The following is a 20,355-nucleotide window of genomic DNA, read 5'->3' as shown; positions in this document are numbered from 1 at the left end:
CTCAGCCGTACCGCTTCAGCTCGTCGAAGAAGTCGACGATCTCGTGCAACACACCCTCGCCCGCCAGTTCGTCGTAGACGTACCGGGCGACGGCCAGGTCGAGGACGCCGAGACCGAACGGTGAGAAGATCACCGGCCGGTCCGCCGGTATCTCGAGGTTGTCCGTCACCACGTCGTAGAGCGTGCCGGCGATGAAGTCACGGTTGCCGGCACGCTGCTCGGCGAGATGCGGTGAGGTGCCCGCCTTGAGGCAGTGATCGATGTCGTCGACCACGTTGAACGCGGAGAGGATGATCTCCGGCGCCAGATCCCGCAGCGATACGTGCAGCACGAGCGGGTTGTGCTGGAAGAGCGCCGGGTCGGTGACGTGCGGGCTGCCCGTCACGGTGGCGAAGACGACGAGGTCACTGGCGCGGAGCAGGGAGTCGACGTCCGCGTACACCCGGCCGGGCGCGGACCGGGTCCGCTCCAGGTACCTGCGGAACCGCTCGGCGTTGTCCGGGAGCGTGTCGTGCACGCCGACCTCGTCGAAGACGAAGCCGTTGCGCTCCAGGTAGGTGTGGATGTATCGGGCGATGAGGCCGGCGCCCACGAACCCGACCCGCCGGGGGACGGAGCCCCGGCGGGTGCTCAACTGCATCGCCGCCAGCGCCGCCGACGCCGCCGTCCGGGCCGCGCTGATGATCGAACCCTCGATGCAGGCGAAGGGGTACCCGGTCTCCGGATCGTTCAGGATGGTCACCGCGGACGCCCGGGGCAGACCGTGCTCCGTGTTGTCCGGGAAACTGGAGATCCACTTGATGCCGTGCACGTTGACGTGACCGCCGGCCGAGGCGGGCAACGCGATGATGCGGTCGGCCGGACGTTGCGGGAACCGCAGGAAGTAGGAATCGGGGTTGATGGTCTGCGCGGTGCCGTGCAGCCGGTAGGCGGACTCGACGATACGGGTGACGACGTCCTCCCGACCCTGCAGGACGCCCCGGACCTGCACTCCGGAGACCACGGCGAAGCGAGGCGGTTGGTTCATCGCTGCGGCCCCGCCGTGCTCACCGCGACGTCCGGATCGGAGCCGTCCACGGTCGGGACGGTCGCCTCGGCCTCCGGCTGCGGCCGCCGGTCGTCCCGCCGGCCGGGGAAGGCCCAGGCGCCCCGACCCAGCAGGGAGAGCACGGCCGGCAGCAGCACCCCTCGGACGACCGTCGCGTCGATCAGGACGGCCACCGCCATGCCGACCCCGAGCATCTTGTATTCCACCGCGGTGAGGGTCAGGAAGATACAGAACACCGCGACCATGATCACCGCCGCGCTGGTGACCACGCCGGCACTGCTGGAGATCCCGCGTGTGACCGCCGTCTTGGGATCCGCGCCGGCGAGCCATCGCTCGCGGACCCTGCTCAGGATGAAGATGTGGTAGTCCATGCTCAGTCCGAACAGGATGACGAACATGAACAACGGCAGCCAGCTGACGACGCCGCCATAGCTGGTGAAGCCGAGCAGGGAGGCCAGGTGCCCGTCCTGGAAACCCCAGGTGATGACGCCGTAGGCGGCGCCGATGGACAGCAGGTTGAACAGGATCGAGACCACCGGGATGGTCAGCGACCGGAACGTGACGGTCAGCAGCACGAAGGCCAGCGCCAGCACCAGACCGAAGATCCACGGGGTACGCCCGCTCAGCGCCGCCGCGAAGTCGTGCGCCACGGCGGTGTCGCCCGCCACCGCGACCTGGACGCCGTCGACCGCGCCGACGGTGGCGGGGAGCAGGTCCTCGCGCAGGGTCGCCAGGGACTTGTTCGACACCTCGTCCGTCCCGGTGCCGGCCAGTGGCACCTTCACGATCAGCGCGTTGCCGACCTGGGCGGTGGACAGCGTGGTGCCGAACTGCGCCGGACGGGAGGCGACCTCGGTGCCGAGCCGCTCGACGGCGGCCCTGACCTCCGGGCTGTCGACCTTGTCGCCCCAGACGACGACCTGGGCCGGGCTCGGCCCACCCGGGAACGCCTCCTCGATGCGGGCCACCGCGTCGACCGCCGGCAGGCTGCGGGGAAGGCTGTCGGTCAGGGACGGATCGCGCAGCTTCAGGTGCGCCGCGGGCGCCGCCAGCAGGAGCAGGAGCAGGGTGGCGAGCCCGCCCCACAGGAGCGGACGCCGCACCGCGCCGCCGGCGACGCGCGACCACACCCGGGATTCGGCGGCCGCGGTGCGGCGGCGGCTCAGCCAGGGCAGCCGGCCGCGGTCCACCCGGTGCCCGAGCAGGGCCAGCATCGCCGGGAGGAGCGTCACCGAGCCGAGCACGGTGAGCCCGACCACCAGGATGGTGCCGACGGCGACGCCGTTGAAGACGTCCATGCCGGACAGGAAGAGCCCGGCGAGGCACAGCATCACGGTGAGCCCGGAGACCACCACGGCGTGACCGGAGGTCCGGGCGGTGATGCGCAACGCCTCGACGACGTTGCGGCCCGCCAGCCGTTCCTCCCGTTCCCGGCGTAGGTAGAACAGCGAGTAGTCGATGCCGACGGCCATGCCGATCAGCAGCACCATCGAGGCGACCGTGCTGTTCACCGGCATCCAGTGGCCGATCGCCTGGAGCAGACCCAGGGTGGCCAGCACCGCGGTGAGCGACAGCAGGAGCGGGATGCCGGCCGCGACGAGCGCGCCGAAGACGATCAGCAGGATCACGATCGTCACCGGCAGGGTGATGATCTCCGCCCGGCGGAAGTCGTCGTCGTAGGCGCCGTTGGCCGCCGCGGTGATGCTCATGTCGCCGGCCTGGAGCACCCGGACGTCCGAGTGCCGTCCGGCCACCTTCTCGATCGCGGCTGCCGACTCGTCGAAGTTTCTCGGGATGTTCTCCACCGGCGTGGCGATCTGGAAGGACACCAGACCGGAACGCCCGTCCGGGGAGACCAGGCGGCCGGCGGCCGGGTCGAGCGGCGAGCGGATGTCCGTCACCTGGCCGTTCAGGCCGCGCAGGGTGTTCACGACGTCCTCGGTGGCCTGCCGCACCTTCGGGTCGGTGAACGACTCGCCGTTCTTGCCCTGGACGAGGACGTTCTCCCGGATCTGTTCGTCGGCACGCTCGGCGCGGATGACCCGCTGGGCGCGGCCGGCCTCGCCCGGGTCGGTGGTGCGGGCCTCGTCGCCGGTGACGAGCACGCCCGCCAGCAGGCCGATGATTACGACGGCGAACCAACCGCCGATCGCCAGGAGGCGGTGGCGCACGGACCACATCACGATCCGCTCGACGAACGGCGCGCGCCGCGGCCGCTCTGTGGTGACCGGGTCTTTCGAGCTGGTCATGCGGGCGTTTCCTTCCTCGGTGGTGAAGCTATCCCGGGGCATATCTGGGCAGGGGCGATCGACGGCGGTCCCGCGAGCGCGGAACTCCGTTGTGGGGTGGGGCGGTACCGAGGGGACCGGGGGCCGGCGACGGGAGGGCCGGCTCTCGGGGCTCTGTTACTCGACTTCCTTCAGGATCCGCTCGAAGGAGTCGAGCCTGCCGCGTACCTCCTGCAGCTGAGAGTTGATCTCGGTGAGGTGCCGGTCGGCGCGCTCCTGGGCGGCGACGGCGCCCTCGGCGAGCTGGCGGTACTCCTGCTCCCGCACGAGTTGGGCCTTGGCGCGGATGGTTGCGGAGCGGTGCCAGATGAGGACCGTCACGACGGCCGTGACCAGGATGAAGAGGCCGATGATGGCCGCCGTGGCCGGCCAGGTGTAGTCGTCCGGTGTCGGCTGGTAGTCCATTATCCGTTCCCCTTCTCCGCCTGTCCGGGCTCCTCCGTCAGGCCGCTGAGTGTCTTCGATGCGGTGGCGATCACGCTCGGATCGAGCTGCAGTGAAAAGTTGGTCACCTCGTAGAACTTCATCGCTTTGCCCTCGTCGGAGAGCTTGAGTGTCGAGGTGACCAGCCCGGCACCCTCCAGCTTGCGCAGGTGCACCTGCAGGAGCGGGCGGCTGATCTCGAGCTCTCGCGCGAGTTCGCTGACATAGGTGGTGCGTTTGACCAGGGCGGCGATGACGCGCAGGCGATGCGGATTGCCCAGGGCCGCCAACACTCGGAGCAGGCCGTCGCCCGTCATCGCCTCCGTGTCCATGCAGACTCCCTAGGGCTCATGCCAAGAAATTATTGCACATGCCCGCCGCGATTGCGATGCCAAACCTCCGATCGCCGAAAGCTCCCGACCCGACCCCGCCGACCCGCGGCCCGCCACCCCGTACGGGCGTCGCACGCCACCGGCCCCGCCGTCCCGCATCGCCCCGGAGGAGCCCGAGAGCGACGGTATGGTTCTAGTCCCCGCATCGATGATCAACCTATGTTGGCCCTATTTATCGCGGCCCTGTCCAAACAAATGGCGAGCCCCACCCGACCGGGATCGCCGGTGTTAGCGTCGGCCGACCGAATTGACGATCAGCCAACAGGGAAAAACCATGTCCCTCACCAGCACCATCCCCCTTCCTTCCGGCGGCGCGCTGACCGACATCGTCACCCGGGTCACCGAGATCTGGCCTGAACACGCCGCCTTCCTGGCACAACGCTTCGCCGAGGAGTCCCCCGAACAGCTCGCCGCCGCCGAGGCCGTGGCCCGTCGGATCGCCGTGCTCACCGCCGGCGAACTCGACGAGGTGATCGCCGGATACCGGTGGGCCTGCCGGCGACTGACCGGTGAGCAACTGTTCTTCCGCCGGCACGGTCGCTACCGATTCACCTCGGTCGACGAGGTCTGGGAATCGGGCCTGCTGAACGACCCCTACATGACCTATTACCAGCAGGGATTGCTTCTGTCGCACATTCTGTGGACCAATCACGCCCGGGTCGACGAGGTCTACCAGCACGAGTTCCTGCGGCGCCGCGGCGGCGACCGTGAACGGCTGCTCGAGGTGGGTCCCGGGCACGGCCTGCTGCTCTCCCTCGCCGCGGAGGTCGTCACCGGCGAGGTCGCGGGCTGGGACATCAGCGAGTCCGCGCTGCGGCACACCCGGCGCAACCTCGCCGCGCTGGGCGCGCGCGAGACGTCCCTGGTCTGCCACGACATCCGCTCCGGCCCGCTCGACGGCACCTTCGACCTGGTGGTGGCGAGCGAAGTGCTCGAGCACGTCGAGGACCCCGCCGGAGTGCTGACGTCACTGCTCAAGCTGATGAGCGAACGGGGACGGATCTTCCTCAACGTGCCGGTCAACAGCCCTTCGCCGGACCACATCTACCTCTGGCGCACCCCCGAGGAGTTCTTCGCCTTCACCCGGGAGTGCGGCGTCCGGCCGCTGAGCACCTACACGTTCCCGATGACCGGGCACAGCGAGCAGCGAGCCCGCGAGGAAAAGCTGACCATCTCCTGCGTGGTGATCGGCGAGGCCGTCGGCGCCTGACCGCAGAGCAACGGGACGTCGCCGCGCGACGTCCCGTTGCCCGATCCGGGTCTCAGCGCCGCGCGGTGGCCTCCTTCCGCAGCGCCTCCGTCAGCGCGTCCACCGTCGGGTGGTCCCACATGAGGTTCGGGTCGAGTTCGAAGCCGAGGTGGTTCTCCAGCTCGACCATCATCGACACCGCGGCGACCGAGTCCAGGCCGTACGAGGACAGCGGCACGGCGGGATCGATGTCGCCGGGCTCCCGGCGGACGAAGGAGGCGGCGCAGTGCCGCACCCAGACGTGCAGGTTCTCCAGGTCCGGCTCGGTGGCGGTGGACGTAGTCGGATCGGACAAGGCATTCCCCTTTTCCCGTAGGGACGTCACAGTCGGTCTTCGTAGAGGGAGGCGAGGTCACCCGCCAGGTACAGCTGCCGCATCTCGCCGCGCTGGATCTTGCCGCTGGTGGTGCGTCGGGTGGTTCCGGGACGCAGCAGCACGACCGCACCCACCCGGACGCCGAACTCCCGGCTGACGGTGTGCCGCATGGCGCCGGCCAGCTCCGGCAACCGCTCCCCCGGCACCCCCCGGACCTCGTGGGTCACCACCACGTCCTCGACCTGCTCGTGCGCGTCGTCCAGCCTGGGCACGCCGAACGCGGCACCGAGGGAGCCGGCGAGTTCACGGTGGTGGGACCGCAGTTCGTGCTCGATGTCGTGCGGGTAGATGTTGCGACCGTTGACGATCATCATCTCCTTGATCCGGCCGACCACGAACAGCTCGCCGTCCTCGACCGCGCACAGGTCCCCGGTACGCAGGAACCCGCCCTCGCCGTCCGCGGTCACCGCCCGGAAGGTCCGCTCGGTGGCCTCCGTCCGCCCCCAGTACCCGGGCGACACGCTCGGCCCGCGCAACCACAGCTCACCGATCCGACCCGGCCCCACCGGCGCGCCCGTGGCCGGGTCGACGATCCGCACGTCGTACCCGATGGGGGTGCCGCAGCCGACCACGTTGCGGATCGGTTGTCCCTCCCGGGCCTCGACGAACTCGCCGTGTTCGAGCCGTTCCGCGTCGACCGCCCGGACCAGCGGCGGCCGGTCGCCGTTGGTGGACACGTAGACGACAGCCTCGGCGAGACCGTAGGACGGCGTGAACGTCGCCTCACGGAAGCCGTGGGCGGCGAAACGCTTGGCGAAGGCCGCCATGACCGAGGGTTGGATCGGCTCCGATCCGTTGATCGCGAAGCGCCACCGGGACAGGTCCACCCCCTCGACCTGCACGTCGGTCACCTTGCGGGCGCACAGGTCGTAGCCGAAGTTCGGGCCGTAGGAGACACCCACCCCGAAGCGGTCGATCGCCCGGAGCCAGGTGTCGGGCCGACGCACGAACGCCATCGGGTCGAGCAGGACCGCGTGGCTGCCCATCATCAGCGCCGGCATCAACTGCCCGCTCAGCCCCATGTCGTGGTAGAGCGGGAGCCAACCCCCGGATACCAGGTCCGCGGTCAGGCCGATCGAGGTGATGTAGCCGTCCATGTTGGTCAGCAGGTTGCCGTGCGTCAGGATGACGCCCTTGGAGTCGCCTGTCGACCCGGAGGTGTACTGCAGCAGGGCGATCGTGTCCCGGTCGATCGGCGGCGCGGTCCAGGCGTCCGGGTCCACGTCGTCGAGGACGTCGGTGACCACCACCGCCGCATCGATCCCGTCGGCGCCGGTCACCCAGTCGGTCACCGCGGCCCGGTTCGCGTCGTCGGTCAGGACGGCCACCGCCGCCGAGTCCACCGCGATGCCCCGCAGCCGGCGACGCTGGTGCGGGAACTGGCCGGGCAGCGGCGCTGGGACGGCGATCACGCCGGCGTACAGGCAGCCCAGGAACGCGGCCACGAACGACAGGCCCACCGGGTGGAGCAGCAACACCCGGCTGCCCGCGGGACAGCTCCGCCGCAGGTGCACGGCCACCCGCCGCGCCTCGCGGTCCAACCGCAGGTACGTCCAGGTCCGGAACCCGTCGGGCGCGTCCACGTCCGTCACGTGGAGCACGGCCGGCCGCTCCGGGGTGGCGTCGACGTGCGTCCGGAACCGGGTGACCACGTCGGGCGCTGTCGTCAGGTCGCTCACTTGTCTGCCTCCTGGCCGTCCCGGCGCGGCGCCAGGACATCGTCGAAGTCCACGGTCAGCACCTGCGGCCCACGCAGGCTGAGGTTCGCCTTGTACGAGATGCCTCCCGCGCGGAGCCGCGGCTCCCGCAACCGGTCGGTGACCGCGCTCAGCGCGATCTGCGCCTCCAGCCGGGCCAGCCCGGCGCCCAGACAGAAGTGCGGCCCGGCGGAGAACGCCAGGTGAGGTGCCGGGTTCCGGCGGCGGATGTCGAACCGGTCCGGGTCCGGATAGACCGCGGGGTCCCGGTTCGCGGCGCCGAGCAGCAGGACGACCATGTCGCCGGCCGACACCTCGGCGTCGCCGAGCCTGGTGTCGTGCCGGGCTACCCGGCTGGTGATCTGCACCGGCGCGTCGTAGCGCAACACCTCCTCGACCGTCGCGGCCGCCAGACCGGGCTCGGCACGCAACGCGGCGAGCTGCGCGGGGTGGCGCAGCAGTGCCAGCACCCCGTTCGCGATGAGGTTGACAGTGGTCTCGTGGCCCGCGTTGATCAGCAGGATGCAGGTGGCGAGGATGTCGCTGCTGTCGAGCCGGTCGCTGGCGTCCTCGACCGCGACCAGGTGTGACACGAGGTCGTCGCGCGGCGCGCGCCGCCGGTCGGCGATCAGCGCCTGGAAGTATGCGATGAAGCTGGTCCGCGCGCGTGCCGCCTCCCGTGAGACGGCGGGACCCACCAGCCCGGGAATCGGTGGCTCCAACGCCTCGGACAACCGCGCCGACCACTCCTGCACGAGCTGCTGGTCGGCCAGCGGCACGCCGAGCAGCTCGCAGATGACCCGCAGCGGCAGCGGGTAGGCCAGGTCGGCGACGACCTCCATCGAGCCCCGCGCCGCGGCGGCGGTCACCAGGTCGTCGGTCAACCGGCGGATCCGCGGCTCCAGGGTGGCGACCACCCGCGGCGTGAACGCCTTGCTGACCAGCCGTCGCAGCCGGGTGTGGTCAGGCGGATCGAGGTGCAGGAAGTTCCGGGTGCGCGGACCGCGCGCGGCCGGCGCCAGCGTCGCCCACTGCCGTTCGCTGCTCATGGTCGGGTCACGCAGCACCGTCGAGCAGACCTCGTGCGTGCCGGCCAGGACCAGCCCGGGCAGTGCGACGTACGGCGAGGCCCGCCGCATGCGGTGCAGCAGCGGGTACGGGTCCTCGCGGCCCATCCGGTCGGCGAGCAGCGTGATGTCCTCGGCGGGTTCCGCGGTCGCGGTCATGCGGCACGCTCCGGTCGTCCATGGTCCGTGGCGCCCGGCGGGACGGGGGCCGGCTCACGCACCAGCCCCACCAGGCGGGTGTACGCGGTATCGAGCAGCCGGGCCGCCTCGGCCCCGGTGAACGCGTCGGTCCGGTGGTTGAGCATCAGCCGCAGCTCCGGGCCGGGGACCGCCGCGAAACGCAGCGGATACTGGGTGCCCTCGTGGGCGGTGACGGCGTGCACCGTCAGGTCCCGCAGCCGGGCGTCGGCGGCCGCCGCGGTCACCTCGTGGTCGAGCGTCAGGGTGGTGGTGTCGAACATGTCGCGGTGCCCGCAGGCCCGTTGGATGTCGGCCAGCCCGAGGAACTGGTAGGGCAGCAGCTCGGCCTGCTCGCGTTGGACGCGGTGCAGCAGGTCGAGGGTCGGTTCGCCGGGGTGCAGGCTGACGCGTACCGGAATGGTGTTGGTCAGGAGTCCGACCATCGACTCGACGCCGGGCACGCGCGGGTCCCGGCCCGACACGGACGTGCCGAACACGACGTCGGTCGACCCGGTCAGCTCGGCGAGCACCTGCGCCCACAGCCCTTCGACGGCGGTGTGCAGCGTGAGCCCGTGCCGGCGCAGCAGGGCGGTGAGCCGCGCCGTCTCGTCGGCGCCGAGCGTCCGGCTCACGCGCAGTTGCGGGGCGGTCGCGTCCACGGCGACCCACGGCGCGGCGAGCGTCTGCCCGGCGAAGCCGTCGAGCGCCTGGTGCCACGCCTTGCCGGCCCGATCGCGGTCCTGGTCGGAGAGCCAGGCCAGGTAGTCCTCGTAGTCCGGTGCGGGAGGCAGCGCGGCGTCCTCCCCCGGCTGGTCGTACGCGTCCAGCAGCTCCCGCAGCAGGACGGCCGTCGACCAGGCGTCGAGCACGATGTGGTGCCCGGTCAGCACGATGCGGAACGAGTCGTCGCCCAGGCGCAGGACGAGGAGCCGGACCAGCGGCGGGTCGGTCAGGTCGAATCCCCGCCGACGGTCCTCCCCGGCGAGCCGGTCCGCCTCGGCGGCGCGACGCGACGCATCCGTGCCTCGCAGGTCCACCTCGACCGGCGCGACCGGTGGGGTGCGGCAGACGAGCTGCACCGGTTCGGACAGCTCGTCGAGGAGGAATGCGGTCCGCAGCGCGGCGTGCCGGTCCAGCACCGTGTGCAGCGCCGCGGCCAGCCGCTCGACCTCCAGCGGACCCTCCACGTCGAGGGTGAGCTGAGCGCTGTAGATGTCCGCGCCGGCGGCGGCGAACGCCGAGTGCAGCAGGAAACCGGTCTGCAACGGTGACACGGGCAGCACCCGGAGCAGGCCGGGATGACGTCGGCGCAGGTCCGCGAGCCGGTCCGGCGCGACCTCCACGACGGCCGAGCGGACCGGCTGCCGCGTGGCGGCCGTCGGGCTCGCGACGGCGGCCAGGCCGGCCGGGCTCAGCTCGGTGAAGACGTCCCGGGTGCTGATCTCGACGCCGGCGTCGCGGGCACGGGTCACCAGCCGGTGCACCATGATGCTGTTGCCGCCCAGGTCGAAGAAGCGGTCGTCGACGCCGACCCGGGGCAGGCCGAGCACCTCCGCGTAGACCGCGCAGAGGATTCGTTCGACGGCCGAGGTCGCCTCGCGGTCACCTGTCACGGCCGCCAGGTCGGGAGCGGGCAGGGCGGCTCGGTCGAGCTTGCCGTGCGCGTTCAACGGCAGCGCGGGCAGCACCACGACGGCGGCGGGCACCATCGCCGGCGGCAGCCACTCCCCGGCGGCCCGGCGCAGGGCCAGCGGGTCGACCGTCGCGCCGGGCGCCGGCACGACGTAGGCGACCAGCCGCCGTTCGCCCGGCTCGTCCTCCCGGACCACCGCCACCGCCGCGCCGACGGCCCCGTCGCGGGCCAACGCCTGCTGGACCTCGCCCAGCTCGATGCGGACACCACTGATCTTCACCTGGTGGTCGGTCCGGCCGTGGAAGTCCAGGTTGCCGTCGGGGAGGTGACGCACGAGGTCACCGGTGCGGTACATCCGCTCCCCCGGCTCGCCGAACGGGCAGGGCAGGAAGCGCTCCGCGGTCAGCGCCGGGCGACCCCGGTAGCCCCGCGCCAGGCCGACCCCGGCGAGGTACAACTCGCCCACGGCGCCGGCCGGCACCGGCTGGAGGCTGTCGTCGAGCACGTAGACCCGGGTGTTGCGGATCGGCCGGCCGATGGGTGGGGAGACCGCCCGACGCAGCGGGTCGGTGGCGGTGGAGACCACCGACGCCTCGGTCACGCCGTAGACGTGCACCATGCGCCGCCCGGCCGACCACCAGGCGACGGTGGGCGCGTCGATCGGATCACCGCCGGTCACCAGGCTGCGCAGCTCCGGCAGGTCGGCGCGGCCCAGCGCGGTCGCGACCGCGGCCGGCCACACCGTGTGGGTGACCCGATGGTGGCGCGCGTAGCGGGCGAGATCCTCACCGACCCGCAACCGCTCGGCGGGCATGAGCACCAGACACGCGCCGGACAGCAGCGTGCACCAGATGTCGAGCGCGGCGACGTCGAAGCTGGGCGAGACGAACTGCAGGAACCTGTCCCCCGGCCCCACCGCCATCCGGTCGACGTGGTCGCACGCCACGTTGACCAGCCCGGCGTGGGTCAGCAGCGCACCCTTCGGCAGCCCGGTCGAGCCCGAGGTGTAGATGGTGTAGGCGCAGTCGTCGGGGTCGATCGGCACGACCCGGTCGGCGTCGGTCAGGTCGGCCGGGTCGTGGCGCGCGATCGCCGCCGCCACCGCGGGATCGTCCAGGACCAGCCGCGCCACGCCGTCGGGCAGCCGGTGGGCGGCGTCGGCGACGGTGAGGACGCACTGCGGGGCGGCGTCCTCGATCATGTAGGCCAGCCGCTGCGGCGGATACGCCAGGTCGACCGGCAGATAGGCGCCGCCGGCCTTGAGCACCGCGAGCATGGCCACGATGTAGCGGGTGCTCTGCGGAATGCCGAGCGCGACGAAGGTGTCCGGACCCACCCCGTGCTCCCGCAGGTGCCGGGCCAACCGGTTCGCGCGGGCGTTCAGCTCGGCGTAGCTCAGGGTGCCGTCATCGGCCGTCACGGCGGGGGCGTCGGGGGTGGCGGTGACGCGCGACTCGAACCGGCCGGGGACGGTCACCGGCCTCGGCAGCGGCGCGGCCGTGGCGTTCCGCTCGTGCACCAGCTCGTGCCGCTCGGCCGCGGAGAGCAGGTCGACGTTGCCGAACGCGGTGTGCGGGGCGGCCGAGAGGGCGCTCACCAGGCGCAGGAACCGGTCGAGGTGCGCCCGCAGCGTCGGCGTGTCGTAGCTGTGCGGGTTGGCGTCCAGCAGGATGGCGGTGCCGCCGTCCGGGGCGCCCCGCCGGACCTCGACGGAGACGTCGATGGCGGACGGGCTGGCCACGGTGCGGCTCGACACCGGGCGGCCACCGAAGTCGGTCTCGACCTCGAACGACATGATGTTGACCATGGCGCCGACCAGCCCACCCCGCCGCGCGTCGAGGCCCAGGTCGCGATGCAGGTCCTCCTGCCGGTAGTGCTGGTGGCGCATCATCTCGCGCAACCGCCGCGACACCTGGGGCGCGAGGTCGACCAGGCAGTCGCCGGGGCGCACCCGGACACGCAGCGGCAGCGTGTTCGCCACCATGCAGGGCGTCCGCCGGGCCGCCGGTGTCGTCCGGGCGATCAGCGGCACGGCGACCACGACGTCGGTGTCCCCGGTCGCCCGGTGCAGGTACGCGACGGCGGTCGCGATCATCATCGTGACGCTGTCCACCCCCGCCGCGGCGGCGGCCCGGTCGAGCCGGTCGACCTCGGCGGCCGGGATCGTGCCGGTGACCCGCACCCGGTCGGCGCCGCGACGGCCCGGTGACGGGGGCGGCGCCAGCCGCGTGGGCGCGGGACGGTCGGCGAACCGGTCCAGCCAGTACGCCCGGTCGGCCTGGTAGCCGGCTGATTCGCGGTACGCCGCGTCCTCGGCGACCACGTCGGCGAGACGGCCGAAGACGGCCGGCACCGCCGGCGTGCCGGCCAGGATGGCGGTGTAGAGCGCGGACAGCCGCCGGGTGAGCTGGGCGATGCCGAAGCCGTCGAGCAGCACGTGATGGAACCGCTGGTGGTAGAGGTACCGGTCGGCGCCGACGCGGATCAGCGCCCAGTTGGCGAGCACCGCCCCCGGCGCCGCGCCGGGCTCCGCCGCGTCGGCGGCCATCCACGCCTGCGCGGCCGCCTCCGGGTCCGGCTCCTCGCTGACGTCGAGCAGCGCGAGTTCCCGGTCCGGGTCGTCGTCGAGCACCTGCCACCAGCGGGCGTCGCGCTCCACGAGCATGGTCACCCGCATGACCTCGGCCTCGGCCCGCAGGTGCCGCCAGGCGACCCGGAACGCGTCCGGGTCGAGCCCGCCGGCGAAGTCGAGGTAGCCGGCCATGACGAAGTGACGGCCGCCCGGATCGTCCAGGCAGGCGTGCCACACCGCGGTCTGCGCGGGCGAGAGGGGGAGCAGCGGGACCTCGCGCTCAGCCAACGTCTGCTCCTTCGGTGACCGGAGCGGCGGTCGGCTCCAGGACGGCGGTCAGCAGGCGGGCCAGCCCCGCCGGGTCACTGTCGAGATAGAAGTGACCGCCGGGAACGCTGTGCGCGGCGTACGAGCCGATGGTGTGCGCCGACCAGCGGGCGGCGTCGGCTGCCGACACGGTGCTGTCCTGCTCGCCGACGATCGAGACGATCGGGCAGGTCAACGGCGCCCCCGGGGCGTAGCGGTAGCCGCGGACCAGGTTGAGGTCGTGCCACAGCGGCGGGGCGACGAGTTCCCAGATCGCGTCGTTGTCGACGATGCCGGCGCCGGCCCCGCCCAGCCGACGCACGTAGTCGCGCAGTTGGGCGTCGGTCACCGGCAGGCCGGCCGGCGCGCCGCCGGTGGGCGCCTTACGCGCGGACACGATCAGACCGGTCAGCGGGGTCGGGAAGCGCGGCGTCAACCGCCGGGCGGTCTCGTACGCGACTGTCGCCCCCATGCTGTGGCCGAACAGCGCGGTCGGCCGGTCCAGGCGGTCCTGGACGACGGCGGCGATCTCGTCGGCGAGGTCGCCGATCGAGGCGGCGTACGGGTCACCGCAGCGGTCCTGCCGGCCCGGGTACTGCACGGCGACGACCTCGATCGAGGCCGGCATCAGTTCGGCCCAGGCCCGGAACGAGTTGGCCGCGCCGCCGGCGTGCGGGAAGCAGATCAGTCGCCGGGGAGCCGCGAGCCGCCGCGGCGACAGGGAGCGGAGCCAGGTGGACGACGACCCCACGTCACACCCTGCGCTGTTCCGCGGGGGGCGTGTACGCCTCCGCCATCGCCACGGCGATGCGCCGCCTGCCCGTGAACGGCTCCCGCCCGTGCGCGGCGGCCATGTTGTCGACGACGAGCATGTCGCCCTCCTGCCAGTCGAAGCGCACGGACGCCGCCCGGTAGCAGTCGCGCAGGTGGGCGACCACGTCGTCGGGAATCCGGCCGCCGTCGCCGTAGTAGGTGTTGCTGGGCAGCCGGTCCTCGCCGCCGAAGAGCTCCAACAGCCCCTCCCGCACCTCCGCCGGCAGCGTGGTGTGGTGGAAGAACGTGATGTGGTTGAACCACACCGGCAGGCCGGTGTCGGGGTGCAGGTGCACCGCGTCGCGCACGGCCCGGGTGCGGAGGCCGTCCGCGCCGACCCACTCGAACGCGAGGTCCTTGCCACGGCAGTACGCCTCGACCGCCGCCCGGTCCTCGGTGTTGAAGATGTAGCGCCAGGACGAACCGAACTGCTCGTGGAAGTTGCGCACCACCATCCACCGGCGACGGACGAACTCCTCGCGCACGGACGGGTCGACGGACTCGTGGACGCGCCGGATGTCGGCCAGCGGGGTGGCGCCGAGGGTCGACGGCGGGACGTCGCAGTAGAAGAACAGCAGGCGCGGCCAGGACGCCTGGTAGGAGTTCTCGTTGTGCAGGAAGATCTCCTCCTCCGGCGGATAGTCGGTGGAGGTGTAGATGCTCGCCTCGATCTCGCTGCGCGGCGACGACCGCTCGGCGTACGTCAGGGGTTCGCCGGAGAAGGCACGGACGGCCTGGCCGAAACCGTCGACGCCGCCGACCGGGAAGCCGCGCAGCAGCACGGCGCCGTGCTCGGTGAGCAGGCGACGGATCCGGGGGCGCTCGGCGTGCAGCGCGGTCGCCAGGTCGGGCCCGTCGGGGTCACCGTCGACGATCAGAGGCAGGGTACGCAACCCGGAGGCTGTGTCCATCAGTGCACCTTCGTTCACGAGTGGTCGGATCAGTCGGACATGGCGACGAGGATGCGTCGCGGGCCGGTGAACGGGCGCCGGCCGTGCCCCACCGCGACGTTGTCGATCACCATGAGGTCGCCCTCGCGCCAGTCGACGTCGACCGCCTCGGCGAGCGCCTTGTCCCTGATCTCGGTGATGTAGTCGGCGGGGATGGGCGAGCCGTCGGCGAACGTGACGTTCTGCGGCAGCTCCTCCTCGGGCAGGATCTGGTAGAGAGCGGCAGCGGTGTCGTCACCGAGGCCGGCGGCGTGCCACTGGTCGGCCTGGTTGAACCACACCTCGTCGCCGGTGACCGGGTGCCGGATCGTGGCGCGGCGTTGCTGCACCACCCGCAGGCCACCGTCGGCCTTCCACTCCCACTCCGCCTCGGACCGGGCGAGGAACTCCTCGACGACCGCCCGGTCGTCGGTCTCGAACGTCTGCTGCCAGCTCCGGCCCAGGCCCATGCCGCCGTGCAGGTTCTGGGTGTAGCGCACGCCGCCGGCGAAACGCTCCCGGATCTCGGGCCGCAGGCAGGCGAGCCAGCGGGTCCCGTCGACGACCGGGGTGGCGCCGTCGGTCAGCGGCGCGGTCTGGCAGTAGAAGAGCAGGCGGGACGGCCACTGGCTGGCGTACGACATCTCGTTGTGCATGGAGATGGTGAACTCGGCCGGGTATTCGGTCGAGGTGTACACGTTCTGCCCGACCTTCGTGCGGGGCGAGTTGCCGTGCACGTAGGCCAGCCGGTTGGGCAGCAGCACGTCCATCACGTCCCCGAGCTGCTCCGGCGTGACACCGAAGCCGCGGAAGACGAGCGCCTTGGCGTCGGTCAGCTCACGGCCGACGTCGATCTGGTCGAGGAACTTGAGCAGGCCGGCCGCGCTGGCCTCGAAGCCCTCCTGGGGGCCGATCTCACGCGGCCGCCAGTCACGTGCGTCCATGGCGTTCTCCCTCCGTAGGCGCCCGACCCAGTGTGGGAACGGCATCTATAGTTCTTCGGTATCCGGTCTATCGGGCGCCTCGCCGGTCCGGGTCGCGGTCCGCACGGCGGGCGTCACGAGGGCCAGCGCGGCCATGGTGGTCATCGCCGCGGCGGCGTACCAGAACGTCGGTCCGGTCCCCCAGGCGGTCAGCACCACCCCGGCGAGCACCGCGCCCAGCGAGTTGGCGCCGGAGGACAGCAGGGCCGCGGCGCTGCTGACCCGCCCCTGCAGGCCGTCCGGCGTGATGTGAACCTGGTAGATGCCGGCGGCCACGTTGAGCACCGCGCCCGCGCAACTGGTCACCGCCAGCAGGGCGCCGAGCAACGGCACCCGGGTGGTGAGCGCCATGGTCGCGGTCGCGGTCGCCCAGACCGCGAACGTGGCCAGCAGCACGCGCGCCGGGCTCAGCCGGCGCACCGTACGCACCGCGGCCAGCGCCCCGACCACCCCGCCGGCACCGGACAGCAGGCCGATGAGACCCAGTTCCGCCGGGGACCCGCCGTTGTCCCGGACCACGAGCACGAGCCCCAGGTTGATCGACTGGAACACCACGTTGCTGCCGGCCACGAGCCCGATCGCGAAGCGCAGGAACCGCTGCCCCCACAACCACCGCAGCCCCTCGGCGATCTCCGTACGCAACCGGCGGGCCGGCGCGGACCGCTCGCTGCCCAGGGGCCGGCGGATGAGCAGCAGAGTGGTCAGGGCGATCAGGTGGGCGAGCACGTTGAGGGCGAACGGCGCCCAGCGCAGGGCCGCGAACACCGCGCTGCCGGCGGGCTGGCCCAGCAGCCCCGCGGCCCGGGTACGCGCCTCGTACTGCCCGAGCGCGGAGCCCAGGTGCGCGGTGTCGACCACGTGCCGGACCGCGGCCCGCTCCGCGATCCGGTAGAAGATCCCGGCGCACCCGCCCACGAAGGCGACCGCCATCACGTGCGGCAGCCACAGCCTGCCGAACAGCAGCGCGACGGCCAGGCTGCCGACGGCCAGCGCCCCGGCGAGGTCGCTGAGGATCATCACGGTGCGACGGTCGTGGCGGTCCACCATCGCGCCGGCGGGCAGTTGCACCAGCAGCAGGGGCAGCAGGCCGGCGAAGCCGACCAGACCCGCGGCGAGCGCCGACCCGCCGTGCCACACCATCAGCAGCGGGTACGCCGCCGCCCCCACCCGCATGCCGAGGGTGGACACCCCGGCGCCCACCCACAGCAGCCGGAAGTCGCGGTTGGCGCGCCACGCGCCTTTCGGCGCCCGGTCCTCCACCGCCGTGGCGCCCGGCCCGGCTGCGGTCATGCGCCGGATCCGGTCGCCGGCCCGGCCGAGCAGCACCACTCCAGCGCGGCCATGGCGCTGTGCAGCTTGAAGCGCGCCTGGGTGAACGCGATGCTCGCCGGCCCGTCCAGGACGTCGGCGGTGACCTCCTCGCCCCGATGCGCGGGCAGGTCGTGCATGAACAGCGCCTTCGGGCTGGTCTCCCAGAGCTGCGCCGTGACCCGGAACGGCGCGAACGTGTGACGCCAGCCGGGGTCCGGCTTGGCCGTGCCGGTGGTCTGCCAGCGGGTCGTGTAGACGACGTCGAGGTCCGGTGGCAGGTCGGCAAGGTCGTGCCGCAGGTCCAGCACCGCGCCGCTCCGGGCGGCGTGCGCGTGCGCCCGGGCCAGCACGTCGGCGGTGAGCCCGTATCCCGGCGGGGTGCGCAGGCAGAGCCGGACGCCGGGGAACCGGGACAGGGCCAGGGCGAGCGCCGCCGCCGTGTTGTTGCCCTCCCCCACGTACAGGATCCGCAGGCCCTCGACCCGGCCGAACCGGCTGCGCAGCGTGGCCAGATCGGCCAGCGCCTGCGTCGGGTGTTCCTCGGCACTCATCGCGTTCACGACAGCCATCCGGTCCTGAGTCGCCCAGCCCCGCATCTCGGCGGCCGGTCCGGCGGTGCGGGCGACGAGGCCGTCGAGCATCCCGGCGAAGATCCGGCCGGTGTCCTCGGTGGTCTCGCCGGTCACCGTCTGCAGGTCCTCCGGGCCGTACGCGACGATGTGCGCACCCAGTCGCAGGGCCCCGGACGAGAACGCGGTCCTGGTCCGGGTGGAGGTCTTGCGGAAGTAGATGCCGATCACCTGGCCGGCCAGCGGGCGTTCCACCGCCAGGTCCCCGGTGGAGAACCGCACCGCGCGCTCCACCACCCGGCAGAGGTCGTCGTCGGACAGGTCGTCGGTGGAGATCAGGCTACGAGCGGTCACGGCAGCTCCGTCCTTTCCTCGGAGGCCATCAACGCCCGGGCGACCTGGTCCCCCCGGTCGCCGTTGGCCAGGAACACGAACCCGTTGCCCCGCCGCAGCGTGCACAGCCCGAGGGCGTGGTAGCCGGGGGCCTGCCCGGCGTGCCCGAACTGCCGGTCGTCGCCGAGATCGTCGACGACGGCGCCGAGGCCGTAGGCGCTGCCCGGATGGGCGGTCAGCATCGCCCTCGCCGTGTCCGGTCGCAGCAGCGCCCGTGGCCGGCCCAGGTAGGAGCGACGCAGTTCGCACAGCAGCGCGGCCATATCGCCCGCGGTGGTCCACATGCCGGCGGCCGCGGCGTCCGGCCGGATCAGCCAGCCACCCGCGAGCGGCACGCCGTCGCTGTCGTGGCCGTGGGCCAGCGGCCCCCGGGGCGGCTCGGGCGCCTGGTCGAAGGTGGTGCCGTCCAGGCCGAACGGGTCCAGCACCAACTCCCGCATCAGCTCCGGGAACGGCGCGGCGAGCAGGTTCTCCAGGACCGCCTGCAGCACCGAGTAGTTGACGTTGGCCTTGTGGAACGTCGCGCCGGGCGGGCTCTCGCGCCGGACCGGCTCGCCGTCCGCCGGCGTCCGGGCGTGCAGCAGGTCGAGCACGCTCGGCACCGGCTCCGCTCGGTAGCCCTTGCGGTGGGTCTGCGCCAGCCCGGACAGATGCGCGAGCAGGTGCCGCACGGTGACCGGCGGGCCGGCGGGCAACCGCCAGCCGTCGAGGTGGCGCTCGACGTCCTCGTCGAGCCCGATCCGACCCGCGTCGACCAGCCGCAGCACACCGACGGCGGTGACCAGCTTGCTCATCGAGCCGGCCTGGAACCGCGTCTCCGCGGTGACCGGTGGCCCGCCGTCACCCCCGGTCGTGCCGGCGGTCTCGATCGCGACCAGGTCCCCGTCGGCGAGGCGGGCCACGACCGCGCCGGGCACCTGCGGGACCTCGGCGAGGATCCGACCCAACGGGGTCGGGGCGGGCACCGGCACGGCCGTCGCGGGTCCCGGGGCGGGCGCCTCGGCGGCCTGCCCGTCGACCGCCGTGGCCAGGTCCCGCAGCCTCGCGTGCTGGTAGAGCATCGCCAGGCTGAGCGGCAGCCCGGCCTTGCGGGCGTCCGCCACCAGCCGGATGACCAGGATGGAGTGTCCGCCCAGGTCGAAGAAGGAGTCGTCCCGGCCGACCTGCGGGACCTCGAGCAGGTCCGTCCAGAGGCGGGCCAGGGCCTGCTCGGTCGGCGTCGCGGGCGGCGTGTGGGGGCGCGGCGCGGCGCCGCCCTCCGGAGCCGGCAGCGCCGGGCGGTCGATCTTGCCGTTGGCGTTGAGCGGGAAGGCACGCAAGGGGTAGAACACGGCCGGCACCATGAACTCCGGCAGCCGTCGGCCGCAGTACCCGGCCAGCTCCGGCGCGTCCGGCAGGTCGTCGCCGACCACGTACGCGACGAGCCGCGGGCTGCCCGGCACCGGCTCGTCGACCGTGACCACGGCGTCCCGGACCCGGTCGTGGCCGCGGAGGACCGTCTCGATCTCACCCGGCTCGACCCGGTAGCCACGGATCTTCACCTGGTGGTCGGTGCGGCCCAGGAACTCGACGTCCCCGGCGGGGAGCAGCCGCACCACGTCCCCGGTCCGGTAGAGCCGGGCGCCGGCGGCGCCGTACGGGTCCGGCACGAACCGGTCGGCGGTGAGCGCCGGGCGGCCGGCGTAACCACGCCCGACGCCCGTCCCGCCGACGTACAGCTCGCCGGGCACGCCCACCGGCACGAGCCGCAGGTGCTCGTCGAGCACGTACATGCTGACGCCGGGCAGCGGCCGACCGATGGGCACCACCGGCGCGTCGTCGGAACCGGTGATCTCGTAGGTGCAGGCGCCGACGGTGGTCTCGGTCGGCCCGTACTCGTTGATCAGCATCGTCGAGGGAGCGAGGTCGCGCCACAGGTCGAGCACCCGCCGGGTGAAGGCCTCACCGGCCACCACCACCGCGGCGGCCAGCCCCCGGGCCTCGGCCGCCGGCACCTGGGTGGCCAGCAGCTCCAGGTGCGCCGGGGTCAGCTTGATGAAGCTGTACGGGGCGCCCGCGCCGAGCCACTCGCCGAGCCGGGACAGGTCGTCCTCGGCGCTCATCAGGTGCACCGCCTGCCCGGCCGC

The 20,355-nt window shown here is 72.6% G+C and carries 15 protein-coding genes (1 of these 15 cut by a window edge); 1 reads left to right on the top strand and 14 read right to left on the bottom strand.

The window, feature by feature from the left end; all coding sequences use genetic code 11:
* Position 1: 1 nt before the first annotated feature.
* From sbnB to ACIA5A_RS23115, 4 genes are all read right to left on the bottom strand, one after another.
* Entirely contained in the window at positions 2 to 1,027 is a 1,026-nt protein-coding gene (sbnB, locus tag ACIA5A_RS23130; RefSeq protein ID WP_396765906.1) for a 2,3-diaminopropionate biosynthesis protein SbnB, read from the bottom strand.
* Positions 1,024 to 3,297 carry an MMPL family transporter gene (locus ACIA5A_RS23125; protein WP_396765903.1) on the bottom strand — a complete coding sequence of 758 codons (2,274 nt, stop codon included), beginning with the start codon at positions 3,295 to 3,297 and terminating at the stop codon, positions 1,024 to 1,026. Before ACIA5A_RS23125 ends, sbnB begins: the two co-directional genes overlap by 4 nt.
* 156 nt (positions 3,298 to 3,453) lie before the next feature.
* A complete protein-coding gene (locus ACIA5A_RS23120) occupies positions 3,454 to 3,741 on the bottom strand; it encodes a hypothetical protein (RefSeq protein WP_396765900.1) in 288 nt (95 codons plus the stop codon).
* A complete protein-coding gene (locus ACIA5A_RS23115) occupies positions 3,741 to 4,091 on the bottom strand; it encodes an ArsR/SmtB family transcription factor (RefSeq protein WP_396765897.1) in 351 nt (116 codons plus the stop codon). Before ACIA5A_RS23115 ends, ACIA5A_RS23120 begins: the two co-directional genes overlap by 1 nt.
* A 334-nt stretch (positions 4,092 to 4,425) precedes the next feature.
* On the opposite strand from ACIA5A_RS23115, the gene ACIA5A_RS23110 reads away from it, so the two are divergent.
* Complete coding sequence (locus tag ACIA5A_RS23110; RefSeq protein WP_396765894.1) at positions 4,426 to 5,361, top strand: class I SAM-dependent methyltransferase; 936 nt, start codon at positions 4,426 to 4,428, stop codon at positions 5,359 to 5,361.
* 52 nt (positions 5,362 to 5,413) lie between these two features.
* On the opposite strand, the gene ACIA5A_RS23105 is transcribed toward ACIA5A_RS23110, so the two are convergent.
* The 10 genes in view from ACIA5A_RS23105 to ACIA5A_RS23060 are tightly spaced (at most 45 nt apart) and all read right to left on the bottom strand, a layout consistent with a single transcriptional unit that may run on beyond the window.
* On the bottom strand, positions 5,414 to 5,695 hold the full coding sequence (locus ACIA5A_RS23105; RefSeq protein ID WP_396765891.1) for an acyl carrier protein: 282 nt from the start codon (positions 5,693 to 5,695) through the stop codon (positions 5,414 to 5,416).
* A gap of 26 nt (positions 5,696 to 5,721) precedes the next feature.
* Positions 5,722 to 7,455, bottom strand: a complete 1,734-nt coding sequence (locus ACIA5A_RS23100; RefSeq protein WP_396765888.1) for a fatty acyl-AMP ligase — start codon at positions 7,453 to 7,455, stop codon at positions 5,722 to 5,724.
* Complete coding sequence (locus tag ACIA5A_RS23095; protein WP_396765885.1) at positions 7,452 to 8,699, bottom strand: cytochrome P450; 1,248 nt, start codon at positions 8,697 to 8,699, stop codon at positions 7,452 to 7,454. The genes ACIA5A_RS23100 and ACIA5A_RS23095 overlap by 4 nt, the downstream gene beginning before the upstream one ends.
* Positions 8,696 to 13,213: an amino acid adenylation domain-containing protein gene (locus tag ACIA5A_RS23090; protein WP_396765882.1), complete on the bottom strand. Its 4,518-nt coding sequence runs from the start codon at positions 13,211 to 13,213 to the stop codon at positions 8,696 to 8,698. Before ACIA5A_RS23090 ends, ACIA5A_RS23095 begins: the two co-directional genes overlap by 4 nt.
* A complete protein-coding gene (locus ACIA5A_RS23085) occupies positions 13,206 to 13,982 on the bottom strand; it encodes a thioesterase II family protein (RefSeq protein ID WP_396765879.1) in 777 nt (258 codons plus the stop codon). Before ACIA5A_RS23085 ends, ACIA5A_RS23090 begins: the two co-directional genes overlap by 8 nt.
* Before the next feature lies 1 nt (position 13,983).
* Positions 13,984 to 14,955: a TauD/TfdA family dioxygenase gene (locus tag ACIA5A_RS23080; RefSeq protein ID WP_396765876.1), complete on the bottom strand. Its 972-nt coding sequence runs from the start codon at positions 14,953 to 14,955 to the stop codon at positions 13,984 to 13,986.
* A gap of 29 nt (positions 14,956 to 14,984) precedes the next feature.
* Positions 14,985 to 15,917 carry a TauD/TfdA family dioxygenase gene (locus ACIA5A_RS23075; protein ID WP_396765873.1) on the bottom strand — a complete coding sequence of 311 codons (933 nt, stop codon included), beginning with the start codon at positions 15,915 to 15,917 and terminating at the stop codon, positions 14,985 to 14,987.
* A gap of 45 nt (positions 15,918 to 15,962) precedes the next feature.
* Positions 15,963 to 17,246 carry an MFS transporter gene (locus ACIA5A_RS23070; RefSeq protein ID WP_396765870.1) on the bottom strand — a complete coding sequence of 428 codons (1,284 nt, stop codon included), beginning with the start codon at positions 17,244 to 17,246 and terminating at the stop codon, positions 15,963 to 15,965.
* The gene (locus ACIA5A_RS23065) at positions 17,243 to 18,190 is read right to left on the bottom strand and encodes an ornithine carbamoyltransferase (protein WP_396765867.1); all 948 of its coding nucleotides are present in this window, start codon (positions 18,188 to 18,190) and stop codon (positions 17,243 to 17,245) included. The genes ACIA5A_RS23070 and ACIA5A_RS23065 overlap by 4 nt, the downstream gene beginning before the upstream one ends.
* Positions 18,187 to 20,355, bottom strand: partial view of an amino acid adenylation domain-containing protein gene (locus tag ACIA5A_RS23060; protein ID WP_396765864.1) — the 3' end only. It continues 17,922 nt past the right edge of the window; the window shows 2,169 of its 20,091 coding nt (coding positions 17,923-20,091); the start codon falls outside the window, past its right edge — the gene reads right to left on this strand; its stop codon occupies positions 18,187 to 18,189. Before ACIA5A_RS23060 ends, ACIA5A_RS23065 begins: the two co-directional genes overlap by 4 nt.

This window comes from Micromonospora sp. NPDC051300, assembly GCF_044455315.1.
GTDB classification, from domain to species: Bacteria; Actinomycetota; Actinomycetes; order Mycobacteriales; family Micromonosporaceae; genus Micromonospora; species Micromonospora robiginosa.
Note: the sequence above shows the minus strand (reverse complement) of the source record. Positions and strands in the feature narration are given on the sequence as shown.

Bases quoted from the DNA above. Each gene is read 5' to 3' on its own strand.
- ACIA5A_RS23125 (WP_396765903.1), bottom strand. From the start codon at position 3,297: ATGACCAGCTCGAAAGACCCGGTCACCACAGAGCGGCCGCGGCGCGCG.
- ACIA5A_RS23075 (WP_396765873.1), bottom strand. From the start codon at position 15,917: ATGGACGCACGTGACTGGCGGCCGCGTGAGATCGGCCCCCAGGAGGGC.
- sbnB (WP_396765906.1), bottom strand. From the start codon at position 1,027: ATGAACCAACCGCCTCGCTTCGCCGTGGTCTCCGGAGTGCAGGTCCGG.
- ACIA5A_RS23110 (WP_396765894.1), top strand. From the start codon at position 4,426: ATGTCCCTCACCAGCACCATCCCCCTTCCTTCCGGCGGCGCGCTGACC.
- ACIA5A_RS23115 (WP_396765897.1), bottom strand. From the start codon at position 4,091: ATGGACACGGAGGCGATGACGGGCGACGGCCTGCTCCGAGTGTTGGCG.
- ACIA5A_RS23095 (WP_396765885.1), bottom strand. From the start codon at position 8,699: ATGACCGCGACCGCGGAACCCGCCGAGGACATCACGCTGCTCGCCGAC.
- ACIA5A_RS23080 (WP_396765876.1), bottom strand. From the start codon at position 14,955: ATGGACACAGCCTCCGGGTTGCGTACCCTGCCTCTGATCGTCGACGGT.
- ACIA5A_RS23120 (WP_396765900.1), bottom strand. From the start codon at position 3,741: ATGGACTACCAGCCGACACCGGACGACTACACCTGGCCGGCCACGGCG.
- ACIA5A_RS23070 (WP_396765870.1), bottom strand. From the start codon at position 17,246: ATGACCGCAGCCGGGCCGGGCGCCACGGCGGTGGAGGACCGGGCGCCG.